The organism is Nocardioides sp. P4_G4 (assembly GCF_056401085.1).
This window is the reverse complement of record NZ_JBFUKA010000004.1, coordinates 1-13,363: the sequence shown is the minus strand read 5'-3', so window position 1 is coordinate 13,363 and position 13,363 is coordinate 1. Positions and strand designations below refer to the sequence as shown.

The 13,363-nt window shown below is 70.5% G+C and carries 12 protein-coding genes; 9 read left to right on the top strand and 3 right to left on the bottom strand.

Going from position 1 to position 13,363, the window contains the following annotated elements; genetic code table 11:
- Positions 1–110 precede the first annotated feature (110 nt).
- The 3 genes from AC1DQF_RS01590 to AC1DQF_RS01580 form a co-directional block, all read right to left on the bottom strand.
- The gene (locus AC1DQF_RS01590; RefSeq protein WP_477523453.1) at positions 111–1,073 is read right to left on the bottom strand and encodes a TIGR03557 family F420-dependent LLM class oxidoreductase; all 963 of its coding nucleotides are present in this window, start codon (positions 1,071–1,073) and stop codon (positions 111–113) included.
- Positions 1,074–1,150: 77 nt separating this feature from the next.
- The gene (locus AC1DQF_RS01585; RefSeq protein ID WP_477523452.1) at positions 1,151–2,020 is read right to left on the bottom strand and encodes a crotonase/enoyl-CoA hydratase family protein; all 870 of its coding nucleotides are present in this window, start codon (positions 2,018–2,020) and stop codon (positions 1,151–1,153) included.
- The gene (locus AC1DQF_RS01580; RefSeq protein WP_477523451.1) at positions 2,017–3,255 is read right to left on the bottom strand and encodes an LCP family protein; all 1,239 of its coding nucleotides are present in this window, start codon (positions 3,253–3,255) and stop codon (positions 2,017–2,019) included. Before AC1DQF_RS01580 ends, AC1DQF_RS01585 begins: the two co-directional genes overlap by 4 nt.
- 23 nt (positions 3,256–3,278) lie before the next feature.
- Here AC1DQF_RS01580 and AC1DQF_RS01575 point away from each other — a divergent pair, with 23 nt between their 5' ends.
- From AC1DQF_RS01575 to AC1DQF_RS01535, 9 genes are all read left to right on the top strand, one after another.
- Positions 3,279–3,785, top strand: a complete 507-nt coding sequence (locus AC1DQF_RS01575) for an acyl-CoA thioesterase (RefSeq protein WP_477523450.1) — start codon at positions 3,279–3,281, stop codon at positions 3,783–3,785.
- Between the two features lie 62 nt (positions 3,786–3,847).
- Positions 3,848–4,315 carry a DUF402 domain-containing protein gene (locus AC1DQF_RS01570; RefSeq protein WP_477523449.1) on the top strand — a complete coding sequence of 156 codons (468 nt, stop codon included), beginning with the start codon at positions 3,848–3,850 and terminating at the stop codon, positions 4,313–4,315.
- 111 nt (positions 4,316–4,426) lie between these two features.
- Positions 4,427–5,986 carry an LCP family protein gene (locus tag AC1DQF_RS01565; protein WP_477523448.1) on the top strand — a complete coding sequence of 520 codons (1,560 nt, stop codon included), beginning with the start codon at positions 4,427–4,429 and terminating at the stop codon, positions 5,984–5,986.
- Positions 5,987–6,024: 38 nt separating this feature from the next.
- Positions 6,025–6,954 carry a glycosyltransferase family 2 protein gene (locus AC1DQF_RS01560; protein ID WP_477523447.1) on the top strand — a complete coding sequence of 310 codons (930 nt, stop codon included), beginning with the start codon at positions 6,025–6,027 and terminating at the stop codon, positions 6,952–6,954.
- On the top strand, positions 6,951–7,880 hold the full coding sequence (locus AC1DQF_RS01555) for a glycosyltransferase (protein WP_477523446.1): 930 nt from the start codon (positions 6,951–6,953) through the stop codon (positions 7,878–7,880). Before AC1DQF_RS01560 ends, AC1DQF_RS01555 begins: the two co-directional genes overlap by 4 nt.
- Before the next feature lie 48 nt (positions 7,881–7,928).
- Positions 7,929–9,119 carry a UDP-galactopyranose mutase gene (gene glf, locus AC1DQF_RS01550; protein WP_477523445.1) on the top strand — a complete coding sequence of 397 codons (1,191 nt, stop codon included), beginning with the start codon at positions 7,929–7,931 and terminating at the stop codon, positions 9,117–9,119.
- Positions 9,116–11,197 carry a glycosyltransferase gene (locus AC1DQF_RS01545; protein WP_477523444.1) on the top strand — a complete coding sequence of 694 codons (2,082 nt, stop codon included), beginning with the start codon at positions 9,116–9,118 and terminating at the stop codon, positions 11,195–11,197. Before glf ends, AC1DQF_RS01545 begins: the two co-directional genes overlap by 4 nt.
- The gene (locus tag AC1DQF_RS01540; protein WP_477523443.1) at positions 11,194–12,123 is read left to right on the top strand and encodes an ABC transporter permease; all 930 of its coding nucleotides are present in this window, start codon (positions 11,194–11,196) and stop codon (positions 12,121–12,123) included. The genes AC1DQF_RS01545 and AC1DQF_RS01540 overlap by 4 nt, the downstream gene beginning before the upstream one ends.
- Positions 12,123–12,899, top strand: a complete 777-nt coding sequence (locus AC1DQF_RS01535; RefSeq protein ID WP_477523442.1) for an ABC transporter ATP-binding protein — start codon at positions 12,123–12,125, stop codon at positions 12,897–12,899. The genes AC1DQF_RS01540 and AC1DQF_RS01535 overlap by 1 nt, the downstream gene beginning before the upstream one ends.
- The last annotated feature ends 464 nt before the right edge of the window (positions 12,900–13,363 follow it).

Here is a 13,363-nt window from a genome sequence, read left to right as displayed (position 1 = left end):
CCCGGTGGTGGCGTCGATGACCCGAAGGTCACCGACGCATTGCGATATATCGCGAGCGTACGACGACGCTCGCTCCCGCGCAAGGAGATCTGGAGGGGATTCGGGCTCGTTCAGGCGTCGCGCAGTGCCGGCAGCAGCTCGTCACGTGCCCAGGCGACGAAGTCCTCCTGACGCTCGTCGCCGATCTGCACCAGCGCCAGGTCGGTGAAGCCGGCCTCGCGCCACGCGGCCACCGCCTCGACGACCGGCTGCACGTCGGGACCGCACGGGATGGAGTCCGACACGTCCTCGGACCGCACGAACTGCGTCGCGCCCTCGAAGCCGGAGGGCACCGGGAGCTCGGCGTTGACCGCCCAGCCGCCGCCGAACCAGCGGAACTGCTCGTGCGCCCGCGCGATCGCCCGGTCGCGGTCGGGGTCCCACGAGAGCGGCATCTGGCCGATCTTGCGATCGCCCCGCGCGCCGGAGCCCGACCACTGCGACACCAGGTCCGCGGAGGGCTCCACCGCCACCATGTGGTCCACGAGCGGTGCCAGCCGCTCGACGGAGGCGGGACCGGACACGGCGGCCGCGATCGGCACCCGCACCTCGGGCAGGTCCCAGAGCTTCGCGGAGGAGACCGTGAAGTGCTCGCCGTCGTGGTCGACGTACCCGCCGTCGAAGAGCCGGTTGATGATCTCGAGCGCCTCGACGAGCATGGCGTGGCGCACGTGCACGGTGGGCCACCCCCGGCCGACCACGTGCTCGTTGAGGTTCTCGCCCGAGCCGACGCCGAGGGTGAAGCGCCCTCCCGACAGCTCCTGGACGGTCGCGGCCTTCTGGGCCACCACCGCCGGGTGGTAGCGCACCGTCGGGCAGGTCACGTAGGTCATCAGCTCGACCCGCTCGGTCGCCTGGGTGACGGCACCCAGCATGGCCCAGGCGTAGCCCGCGTGGCCCTGCTCCTCGAGCCAGGGGAAGTAGTGGTCGCTCATCACCTCGAAGTCGAAGCCCGCCTCCTCGGCGAGCCCGGCGTAGCGCACCAGGTCCCGGGGCGCGGACTGCTCGGTCATCAGCGTGTAGCCGATCTGCATGGTGGTCCTCTCGACGGCGTGCGGACGCCTTCGATGATGCCGACCGTGCAGGGGCAGCAGTACAGCCCTGAGGGGGGCTAGAAGATCTCCGGGACCTCGGAGGCTCGACCCGTGAACTCCGGGTCGCGCTTCTCCCGGAAGGCGGCCACGCCCTCCCTGCCGTCGCCGACCGCGGTGTGCCACATGGCCAGCGAGTCGGCACGGTGCATCTCGAGCGGGGAGGCGGCCGACGTCCCGGCGTACAGCAGCTGCTTGGCGAGTGCCAGGGCGACGGGGGAGCGTCCCACCACGAAGGACCGGGCCAGCTCCAGGGCGGCCGGCAGCAGGTCGTCGGGCTCGTGGACCGAGCGCAGCAGACGGCCCGCCAGGGCGGCCTCGGCGGTGAGGACCTCGGCGGAGTAGACCCATTCCAGCGCCTGCTGGACGCCGACGATCCGGGGCAGGAAGTACGACGAGCACGCCTCGGGCACGATGCCGAGGCGACCGAAGACGAACCCGATGCGTGCCCGTGTGGAGGCGAGGCGCAGGTCCATGGCGAGGGTCATGGTGGCCCCGATGCCGACCGCTGCACCGTTGATGGCGGCGATCACCGGCTTGGGGCAGGCGTGGATCGCCAGCGTCACCTTGCCGCCGGTGTCGCGGACGCCGTCCTGGTACGGCGCCTCGGTGAGGTGGTCGCGGAGGTCTGCGGGCGTGGGGTGTGCGTCCTCGTCGAGGCCGAAGACGTTGCCCTGCGCCGAGAGGTCCATGCCCGCGCAGAAGGCCCGCCCGGCACCGGTGACCACGATCGCGCGGATGGCGTCGTCCGTGGCGGCGGCGGTGAAGAAGTTCTCGAGCTCGCGCGCCATCGTGACGGTGAACGCGTTCAGGGCGTCGGGACGGTCGAGGGTGAGCGTGCAGACGCCGTCGGCGTCGGTGCTCACCGACAGGGTGTCGTAGCCGCTCACCGGCCCGGCATCCCGCTGGGGGTGCAGAGGTCCTCGGGGATGCTCGAGGTGTCGTCGTCGCGGATGTAGGAGAAGAGCTGCTCGGAGCGCTCCGCGTCCCAGGTGACCGCGAGGTCCTGGATGGGGACGCCGCAGGTGAGGCCCGAGTCGCCGTCGACACGGGTCATGGCGAAGGCGAAGCGGCCCAGCGAGATCGGGCTGGTCCCCTCGCTCACCGAGAACGACGACGAGGACGCCATGGCCAGCTCGTAGTAGCGGACAGGGTTGACGAACGTCCACGCCGACAGCGCCTTGCTGCCGATGGCGGAGACGACCTCGCGCTGGTGCTGGGCCCGGTCGATGTCGCCGAGGTTGGAGGTGTGCCGGGAGCGGGCGTAGCCGAGGGCGGTCTTGCCGTCCGCCTCCTGGCAGCCCTTCTTGATGTCGAGGTTGGCGAGGGGGTCCTTCATGGCCGCCTTGGGGCAGATCTCCACGCCGCCGACCGCGTCGACCATCCCGACGAAGCCGCCGAAGCCGATCTCGATGTAGTCGTCGATGCGGATCCCRGTCTCCTGCTCGAGGGTCTGGATCAGCAGCTGGGGCCCGCCGTAGGCGAACGCCGCGTTCACCTTCTCGCTGTCGCCGTGACCCGGGATGGAGACGATCGAGTCGCGCGGGATCGACATGAGCATGTTGGGTCCGTCGCCCGTGTGGAGCAGCATGATCGTGTCGGTGCGCTGCCCGACCTCGCCGCCGGTGCCGAGGTCCTTGCGCTGCGCCTCGGTCAGGTCGTCGCGCGAGTCGGAGCCGACGATGAGGTAGGTGTTGCCGCCCTGCTCGCCGGGGCGGCCCTTGTCGCCCGGCATGGCGTCGATCTTGTCGACCTTGCTCCACGCCCAGAACGGCACGGCGAGCATGAAGACCAGCCACACCAGCACGATCAGCTTGACGATGCCGAAGCGGAACCGCGGCCGACGACGCTCGCGCTCGGGGCGCGGGGGGGGAGCGGAGGCCGCGGCGGTCGACGGCCCGCCCGGCGGTCGCCCACCCCCGGACGACGACGTCCGCGGCTGGGCCGGCATGACCCGGGTCTCGTCCGGGCGCTCGCGCTCACCGGAGCGTCCCCGCGTGGGGACCATCCGGGTCGCGTCGGCAGAGCCCTCCGGCGGGGCGCCCTTGCCGCCCTTGCCGTAGAGCCAGTCGTACTCGGGCGTTCCCTCCGCGGGACCGCCCTTCCCGGGGGGACGTTCAGCCATGGCCGAGACGCTACCGTGCCCGCATGAGTGAACCGCTCACCGCGCGCGCGGTGTCCTACTCCCGGGTCTCGCTGGCGATGGCGGCCACCTCGGTCCACGCCAACATCCTGGGCAACGTGCACGGTGGCGAGATCATGAAGCTGGCCGACTCGACCGCGGGGGCCGTCGCCTTCCGGCACAGTGACGGTCCGGCGGTCACGGCCGCCATGGACGAGATGACCTTCCTGCGGCCCGTCCACGTGGGCGACATCGTGAAGACCTATTCCCAGGTCAACTGGGCCGGACGCTCGTCGATGGAGATCGGGGTGCGCGTCGAGACCCAGCCGTGGGGCAACGCCGCCGACGAGCCCGTGCACGTCGCCAGCGCGTACTTCGTCTTCGTCGCGATCGACGAGGACGGCGCCCCCCGCGCCGTCCCGGGCCTGGTGACCGAGACGCCGAGCGATGTACGCCGCGAGCGCGAGGCCGAGATCCGCCGCGCCCACCGGCTGGCCCGCAAGAAGGAGATCGACCGGGGCCGCACGGCATGACGACGCCGTGGGTGCCTGGGGAGGTCATCACCCGGCGAGAGGTCCTCCACGGGCAGGTGTGGATGGAGCATCCCGTCACCGTGGTGGACGACGACGGCACCACCTTCGCGGTCCTGCTGGAGCCCGGCTCCCCGTTCACGTTCCACGAGCACCCGGCAGGCCCCCATCCGTGGGGCGCCCACCCCGCCTGGGGCGGCACGACCGTGCTCCAGGTGCACCGCACCGGTGAGCGCTACAGCGTCTGGAAGTTCTTCGTCGAGGACGTCTTCCAGCACTGGTACGTCAACTTCGAGAGCCCGGTGGGGCGCGATGACGACGGGTTCGACACCGACGACCACGGGCTCGACCTCATCGTCCACCCGGACGGGCGCCGGGAGTGGAAGGACGTCGAGCACCTGCACGCCCAGCGGGTCCAGGGGCGCATCGGCCTGGACACGGTCGGGGCCGTGCTCGAGGCGGCCGACCGGGTGGTCGACCTCCTCGATGCCGACGACCGGTGGTGGGCGGAGTACGACGACTGGTCGCCGTAGCACGTCGGGGATCTGCACCCATCGGGCCACGGCGGCGCGTCGTGCCGCGTTGTGACGGGTGGGACTGGTGATACTGGCCGGGCTGACTTCCCCCAGCAAGAGAGGCACCCCATGCCACCCGACGGCTCCAGCGGGTCGCACCCCGACGCTCCGCCGCACACGACCACGCCGCACGACGCCGGCCGCCACACCACTGCCGACCGCGCGCAGCGCGTGCGCTTCCGTCGCGCCGTGACCCTGATGGTGATGACCATGGTCATGCCCGGTTCGGCGCAGCTCGTGGCCGGCAACCGACGCCTGGGCCGGATCGCGATCCGCGTGTGGCTGGGTGTCGTCGTGGCCGTCCTGCTGAGCGCCCTCGTGGCCGCCTTCGCGCACTCCTTCGTCTTCTGGGCGGCCTCCAACACCCTGCTGCTCGGCGCACTGCGCCTGGGCCTGATGGCGCTGGCCGTCGGCTGGGCCCTGCTGTTCATGGACGCCTGGCGCCTGGGCCAGCCCCTGGGCCTGCAGCGCCAGCAGCGCCTCGCGGTCGTCGGCGTCAACGGGCTCCTCTCCCTGACGGTGGCCGGCAGCCTGCTCTTCGGTGCCCACATGGTCGGCGTGCAGCGCACCTTCATGCTCACGATGTTCGGCGACGGCGCCGTGGTCGGCGCCCACGACGGACGCTTCAACGTGCTGCTGCTCGGCGGCGACTCCGGAGTCGGCCGCTGGGGCCTGCGACCCGACTCCCTGACCGTCGCCAGCATCGACGCGCGCACGGGCAAGACCGTCCTCATCGGGCTGCCCCGCAACATGGCGAACTTCCCCTTCGACGAGGGCTCGCCGATGGCCGAGCAGTTCCCGCACGGCTTCGACTGCGACGGGTGCTACCTCAACGGCGTGAGCACCTGGGCGGGCGACCACACCGAGCTCTTCAAGGGCTCCGACAACCCCGGCGTGGACGCGACGGTGTCCGCCGTCGAGGGCATCACCGACCTCGACATCAACTACTACGCGATGGTCAACCTCGCCGGCTTCCGCAACCTCGTCGACGCGGTCGGCGGCGTCGAGCTCACGGTGCGGGACCGGATCCCGGTCGGCCTGCCCACCGACTCCTTCTTCCGCTACATCGAGCCCGGCACCCGCACCCTCGACGGCATGGACACGCTGTGGTTCGCCCGCGCCCGGGAGGGCTCGGACGACTACTCGCGCATGGCCCGCCAGAAGTGCGTCATGAACGCGATGCTGCAGCAGATCAGCCCCGAGACGGCGTTGCGCAACTTCGAGAAGATCGCCGAGGCCTCCTCCGAGATGATCTCGACCAGCGTGCCGCGCGGCGAGGTCGGCCGGTTCGTGGACCTGGCCATCAAGGCCAAGAGCCAGAAGATCGCCACCCTCTCCCTGGTCCCGCCGCTCGTCACCACCGCCGACCCGGACATCGAGCTGATCCACAGCAAGGTCGCCGAGGCCATCGACCGCGCCGAGGGTCAGGCCCCGGCCCCGGCGCCGGTGGAGCCCGAGACCGACACCGCCGCCGACACGGGCGCCGGTGCGGACACGGGCGAGCCGGCGCCCGCTCCCGCGCCGGCCACGACCCCCGCGGCACCCCCGTCGATGACGGGCGGATCGTTCGGGACGCTCAGGGACGGCTACGCCGCCAACGACTCCGAGGACCTCGGGGCGGCCTGCTGATCCGTCCGTAGGGGCAGGTGGCCCCTAGGGTGTACGCCGTGACTGCTCCCCGGGATGGCCGTGTCGTCGCGGTGGTCGTCACCTTCGACCGCCTGCCGCTGCTCCAGCGACTCGTGGCGAGGCTGGGCGAGGTGGCCGGTCTCAGCGAGGTGCTGGTGGTCGACAACGCCTCGGTCGACGGCACGGGTGACTGGCTCGCCGGTCAGCCGACGACGGGGGAGGTCCCGCTGCTCGCCCGCACCCTCGAGCACAACCGGGGCGGGGCCGGCGGCTTCCACGACGGGCTGGCGTGGGCCATCGACCGCGGTGCCGACCTGGTGTGGCTGATGGACGACGACGGCCTGCCCGACGCGGACTGCCTCACCACGCTGCTCGCCCACGACGACGACTACGACTTCTGGGGCCCGCTGGTGGTGGACGAGGACGACCCGGAGCGCCTGGTCTTCCCGATCCGGCTGCCCGGTGGGGCCCGCGTCGTCAGTGACATGGCCCAGGCGCAGGCGGCCGCACGTGCGGGGGTCCTGGCCGACGTCGTCATCCCCTTCAACGGTGTGCTCGTCACCAAGGAGCTCGTCGACCGGATCGGCCTGCCCCGGGAGGAGTTCTTCATCTGGGGCGACGACGTCGAGTACCTCTGGCGCGCCCGCGAGGCCGGTGCGCGGGTCGCCACCGTGGCCGGGGCCCGGGTGCTGCACCCCAGCGTCGGGGAGCTGGGGACGCCCATGATGTGGGGCCGCACGACGTACAACCACAGCCCGAGCGACCTCAAGCACTACTGCATGGCCCGCAACAACCTGGTCAACCTGCGCGACTACCGCGGTCCGCTGCACGCGCTGGCCTTCGTGGTGAAGACCGTGTGGTTCTACACCTTCACCCGGCCCAGCCTGGCCCGGCTCCGGCTCAGCGCCGGAGCCATGCGTGCCGGCCTGGCGGGGGAGTACGACGGTCACGAGAGGTTCCTGAGATGACCGAGCCTGCGACGACCGAGACCGTGGCCGTGGTGGTCGTCACCCACAACCGTGCCGACTTGCTGGTCGGGATGCTGGCCGGGCTGGCCGCCCAGACCCGACGCCCCGACGTCGTCGTGGTGGTCGACAACGGCTCCACCGACCACACCCGCGCGGTGCTCGAGGCGCACGCCGCCGGCCCGGGCGCGCTGGCGCTCGACGTGGTCCACCAGGAGAACACGGGCGGCGCCGGCGGCTTCCACACCGGGGTCCGCCGGGCGTACGACGGCGGCTGGGACCGCATCTGGCTGATGGACGACGACGTGGTCCCGGCCCCCGGCTGCCTCGCCACCCTGATGGCCACCGACGGCGACTGCCTGATGGCCGTGCGCGAGGACCTGGAGGGCCGGCTCGTCGAGAAGGCCGCGGTCCGCTTCGACCTCACCAACCCGCTGGCGATCCGGCCCAAGAAGGCCAGCATCGAGACGACGTACGCCTCCCGCGCGGCCATGCCGCCGACGGTCGAGATCGAGAACGTCGCCTTCGAGGGCTACATGGTGCGCCGCCGGGTCGTGGACGCGATCGGCTTCCCGGACCCGACCTACTTCATCTTCTACGACGACGTGGACTGGGCGCTGCGCGCCCGACGGGCGGGCTTCACCGTCCTCGCGGTCCGCGACGCGGTGCTCGTGCGGCAGCTGGACTTCAACCAGCAGCACGACCTTGCCGGGTGGAAGGGGTTCTACATGTACCGCAACCTCTTCGTCGTCCACTTCCGCTACGGCGACAACGCCCTGGTGCGCCTCAAGCCGTGGTTGATCGCCCTCGTCGTCGTGGCAACCAGCCCGGTGCGCGGTGGGCGGGGCGAGGCCGCCAACGTGACCCGCGCCATCCGGGCCGCGCGGGGCATGCGACGCCTGCCCGGCTCGGCCGCCCCCCCTCGCTAGACTCGTGCAGCCCCCACGGGCGCTGCGTCCACACACAGGAGTTCTCCCTTGTCCCAGGGATCCATTGACCATCCCGACCTCGTCGTCGTCGGGTCCGGCTTCTTCGGCCTCACCGTCGCCGAGCGCTGTGCCACCGAGCTCGACCTGAAGGTCCTCGTCATCGAGCGCCGCCACCACCTCGGTGGCAACGCCTACAGCGAGATCGACGAGCAGACCGGGATCGAGGTGCACAAGTACGGCACCCACCTGTTCCACACGTCGAACACGCGGGTGTGGGAGTACGTGAACCGGTTCACCGACTTCACGAGCTACCAGCACCGGGTCTTCGGCAAGTACCAGGGGCAGGTCTACTCGCTGCCGATGAACCTGGGGCTCATCAACCAGTTCTTCGGCAAGGCGCACACCCCCAAGGAGGCCCGGGCCCTCATCGCGGAGCAGTCCAGCGAGATCGCCACCGAGGACGCCACCAACCTCGAGGAGAAGGCGATCAGCCTGATCGGGCGCCCGCTCTACGAGGCGTTCATCAAGGGCTACACCGCCAAGCAGTGGCAGACCGACCCCACGGAGCTGAGCGCGGACATCATCACGCGCCTCCCGGTCCGCTACACCTTCGACAACCGCTACTTCAACGACACCTACGAGGGTCTCCCGGTCGACGGCTACACCGCCTGGCTGACCCGGATGGCCGACCACCCCAACATCGAGGTCCGCACCGACACCGACTGGTTCGACGTGCAGGACGAGTTCAAGGGCAGGGTCCCGGTCGTCTACACCGGCCCCGTCGACGAGTACTTCGACAACTGCGAGGGCCGGCTCTCGTGGCGCACCGTCGACCTCGAGCAGGAGACGGTCGACGTCGACGACTACCAGGGCACCGGCGTCGTCAACGCCAACGACCAGGACGTCGCCTGGACCCGGGTGCTGGAGTTCAAGCACCTGCACCCCGAGCGCACCTACCTGCCGGGCAAGTCGATCGTGGTCCACGAGTACTCGCGCTTCGCCGAGCCCGACGACGAGCCCTACTACCCGGTCAACACCGCCGACGACCGGGCCAAGCTCCTGAAGTACCGCGACCTGGCCAAGAAGGAGCCGATGGTCCTCTTCGGCGGTCGCCTCGGCACCTACAAGTACCTCGACATGCACATGGCCATCGGGTCGGCGCTGTCGATGTTCGACAACAAGCTCAGGCCGCACTTCGTCGACGGAGAGGCGCTCACGAGCGGAGGAGTGGACGCATGACCAGCTCGACGACAGCCGCCACCGAGACCGGGCCCGCCACCGCGCGCCGGGTCCTGCAGCGCCAGATCCTGCCCATCGACGGCGACACCGACGTCTACCGCCTGTACGTCGACCCCGAGGCCGCCGTCCTCGACGCCGACAAGTACGAGGTCGGCTCCAACCGGCAGGCCCAGCAGCTCAACGCCGCCCAGATGCGTCAGTCGGCCTCGACCGGGATCTCGATCCACCCCGACCAGATCCTCGACCGCGAGGCCCTGCGGCTGTCCGCGGAGGAGCGCATCTCGTTCGGCTCCTACTTCAACGCCTTCCCAGCCAGCTACTGGCGCCGCTACACCATCGTCTCCGAGGTCGACCTGACCCTGACGATCGAGGGTCGCGGGGCCACGGTCACCGTCTACCGCTCGATGGCCAACGGCCGCTCGCAGCGCGTGGAGACCGTCACCACCGGTGAGGAGGAGAGCTCGACCTTCGACTTCGCGCTGACCCTCAAGCCCTTCGTCGACGGCGGCTGGTACTGGTACGACGTCGTGGCCGGCGACGAGGAGGTCGTCGTCCGCTCCGCCGAGTGGTCCGCCGAGGTGCCCGCCGACCGGGCCGAGCACGGCACGGTCGACATCTGCATCACCACGATGAACCGGCCCGACTTCGTCGCCAAGCTCATCGGCCAGCTCGGGTCCACCCCCGAGCTGCGGCCCTACCTCGACGAGGTTCTCGTCATGGAGCAGGGCACCCAGAAGATGGTGGACTCGGAGTTCTTCCCCGAGGCCGCGGCCTCGCTGGGCGAGACGCTGCGTGTCATCGAGCAGGGCAACCTGGGCGGCTCCGGCGGCTACGCCCGCGGCCAGCTCGAGTCGGTCCGCAAGGGCACCGCGACGTACGCGATGATGATGGACGACGACGTCATCTGCGAGCCCGAGGGCGTCATCCGGGCCGTCACCTTCGGCGACCTGGCCCGCCGTCCCACGATCGTGGGCGGCCACATGTTCAGCATCTACGCGCGCACCCGCCTGCACAGCTTCGGCGAGATCATCACCCCCTGGCGGTTCTGGTGGCTGTCGGCCCCGGGCGTCTTCGGCGACTGGGACTTCGGTGCCCGCAACCTGCGCTCGACGCGCTGGCTGCACAAGCGCATCGACGTGGACTTCAACGGCTGGTTCATGTGCCTGATCCCGCGCCAGGTGCTCGACGAGATCGGCCTGAGCCTGCCGCTCTTCATCAAGTGGGACGACTCCGAGTTCGGGCTGCGCGCCAAGGAGGCGGGCTACCCGACGGTGACCTTCCCGGGTGCGGCCGTGTGGCACATCCCGTGGACCGACAAGAACGACGCCCTGGACTGGCAGGCCTACTTCCACCTCCGCAACCGCTTCGTCGCGGCGCTGCTCCACTCGCCGTACGAGCGGGGTGGCCGGATGGTGCGCGAGAGCCTCAACCACCAGGTCGCCCACCTCGTCTCCATGCAGTACTCCACCGTCGAGCTGCGGCTGATGGCCCTGCAGGACGTCCTCGAGGGCCCCCATGCCCTGCACGGCAAGCTGGCCACCCGGCTGGCCGAGGTCAACGCGTTCCGCAAGCAGTTCTCCGACGCCCAGCTGCAGGCCGACCCGGACGCCTTCCCGTCCGTACGCCGCCACAAGCCACCGCGCAAGGGCAAGGACGACTCCGGCGTCCCCGGCCGGGGAGCGCTGCTCGTGCGGGCCGCGACCATGCCGCTGCGGCAGCTCAGGTCGATCCGGCCCACCTCGAGGCAGCACCCCGAGGCGGAGATCCCGGCCATGGACGCCAAGTGGTACCGCCTCGCGCGCTACGACTCGGCCGTCGTGTCGATGCCCGACGGCAACTCGGCCGCGCTCTACGAGCGCGACCCGGAGAAGTTCCGGGACCTGATGAAGCGCACCGCCGAGATCCACGCACGCTTCCAGCGCGAGTGGCCGCGGCTCGCCGCGGAGTACCGCGCCGCGCTCGGCGACATCACCTCGCCGGAGGCATGGGAGAAGACCTTCGAGCCCTGGACCGGGACGAGCGCCGGAACCGGGTCCGAGTCGGGCGCCGGGTCGAGTACGGGGTCGGCCTCCGCATGAGCGGCACCCTCACCTCCGGCTCTCCCGGCACCCCGGCCTCGCGGCGTCCCACCCGTGAGGAGCTCGAGGCGCTCCCGCTCGCGCCCCCGGCGGCCACCGGTCTCGCCGAGGTCGCGCGGCGCCGCTACCTGCTGATGATGCTGGTGCGCAACACCATCCAGTCCCGCTACCAGGGGACCGTGCTGGGGTGGATGTGGAGCTACCTCCAGCCGGCCATCCGCTTCTGCCTGTTCTACTTCCTGTTCCAGGTCATGGTCGGCCGCGGCGGCAGCATGGAGAACTTCGCCGTGCACCTCTTCGCGGGCATGGTCGTCGTCCACTTCTTCACCGAGACCTTCAACGGCGGCACCCAGTCCCTGATCCAGAACAGCTCGCTGATCACCAAGCTGCCGGTGCCACGGGAGATGTTCCCGGTCTCGCGGATGATGGTGGCGGCGTGGCACACCGTGCCGATGCTCGTGATCCTCGTCTTCGCCTGCGTCCTGCTGGGCTGGGTCCCGGACCCGGTGGGGATGGCCGCGGCGCTGCTGGGCTTCAGCCTCACCGCCCTRCTGGGCCTCGCGCTCGGGCTCGTCTTCAGCGTGGCCAACGTCTTCATGCGCGACTTCGGCAAGGTGGCCCAGACGCTCACCCAGTTCGTCACCTTCAGTGTGCCGATGATGTACCCGTACACGCTGGTGCAGGCCCGCTTCGGTGAGCCGATCGCGACGTACTACCTCTGGAACCCGATGGCCGAGGCGGTGCTGCTGTTCCAGCGCGGCTTCTGGACCGGCACGACCAGCGACCCGGCGTACACCGAGTCCCTGCACCTGCCCGACCACCTCTTCACCCGGGGTCTGCTGATGACGCTCGGCGCCCTCGTGTGCGTCGTGCTCGCCCAGCGGCTGTTCGCCCGGCTCGAGTCGCGGGTCCCGGAGCGCCTCTGATGACCACCATGATCAAGGTGGAGAACGCCACCAAGACGTTCACGATGTCCTACCACCGCTCGCTCAAGCAGATTGCGCTGGCCAAGGCGCGAGGTCGCAAGACCCACGACGTCTTCAACGCCGTCGACGATGTGAGCTTCACCGTGCAGGAGGGGGAGTCGGTGGGCCTGATGGGCCTCAACGGCTCCGGCAAGTCGACCCTGCTCAAGCTCGTCAGCGGCGTGATGCGCCCCGACTCCGGATCCGTGCTCACTCGCGGCCGGATCGCCGGGCTGATCGCCACCGGCGCCGGCTTCGACAGCCAGCTCACGGGCCGCGACAACCTCTACCTCAACGCGGCCATCCTCGGGATGTCGCGGGCCGAGACCGACCGCAAGTTCGACGAGATCGTGGACTTCGCCGACCTCGGCAAGTTCCTCGACACCGAGGTCGCCTACTACAGCTCGGGCATGAAGGCCCGGCTGGGCTTCGCGGTGGCCATCAACGTCGACGCCGACATCTTCATCGCCGACGAGGCGCTGGCGGTGGGGGACCGGCCGTTCAAGCGCAAGTGCAAGAAGCGCATGGACGAGATCGTGAAGTCGGGCGTCACGATGTTCTACGTCTCGCACGCGCCCGGCTCGGTCCGCAACCTGTGCGACCGGCTCCTGGTGCTCGAGAAGGGCAAGCTGGCCTTCGACGGCGACGTCGACGAGGGGATCGCCTTCCTCGAGTACGACGACGACGACGAGGAGGTCGGCAACCGGGCCGACGACGGCCTCGGCGCCGACATCTGAGCCGCCCCGCCCCTGACCCCGCGTCACGCCGCCCCGTCCACCAGGACGGGGCGGCGTTCGCCATTTCGGCCCGCCGCGCCGTGCTCGTCAGGGCGCGCTCGTTCGGCGTCCGCGTCCGCCGTGCGCGCTCCGGGGGCGCGTCTGGCAACTGGCGGCGTACGACGTGTCGGYGGGCGTTCGGGGTGTCGGCAGCCGCCAGTTGGCTGGCTGACCCGGGCTCGACCTGTCGGCCGCCGCCAGTTGACCGGGCTGGYGGGGGACTGGCGGGTCGGGCGGCGGACGGGTCTGGACCGGTCGGCCGGATCGGTGAGCTCGGGTGTGTGCGTGTGTGCGTCCTCCAACTGGCGGCGTACGACGTCCTGGCCGGCGCGGGGCTTGTCGTCTCCCGCCAGTTGCGCTCGCGCGACGGCACGATTTCACTGCGCCACGCCCGCACAGAGTTGACAATTCGAGAAGTCGTCGGC

Coding starts and splice junctions, on each gene's coding strand:
- AC1DQF_RS01590 (WP_477523453.1), bottom strand. CDS start 1,073: ATGCAGATCGGCTACACGCTGATGACCGAGCAGTCCGCGCCCCGGGAC.
- AC1DQF_RS01575 (WP_477523450.1), top strand. CDS start 3,279: ATGAGTGAACCGCTCACCGCGCGCGCGGTGTCCTACTCCCGGGTCTCG.
- AC1DQF_RS01570 (WP_477523449.1), top strand. CDS start 3,848: ATGGAGCATCCCGTCACCGTGGTGGACGACGACGGCACCACCTTCGCG.
- AC1DQF_RS01565 (WP_477523448.1), top strand. CDS start 4,427: ATGCCACCCGACGGCTCCAGCGGGTCGCACCCCGACGCTCCGCCGCAC.
- AC1DQF_RS01555 (WP_477523446.1), top strand. CDS start 6,951: ATGACCGAGCCTGCGACGACCGAGACCGTGGCCGTGGTGGTCGTCACC.
- AC1DQF_RS01545 (WP_477523444.1), top strand. CDS start 9,116: ATGACCAGCTCGACGACAGCCGCCACCGAGACCGGGCCCGCCACCGCG.
- AC1DQF_RS01535 (WP_477523442.1), top strand. CDS start 12,123: ATGACCACCATGATCAAGGTGGAGAACGCCACCAAGACGTTCACGATG.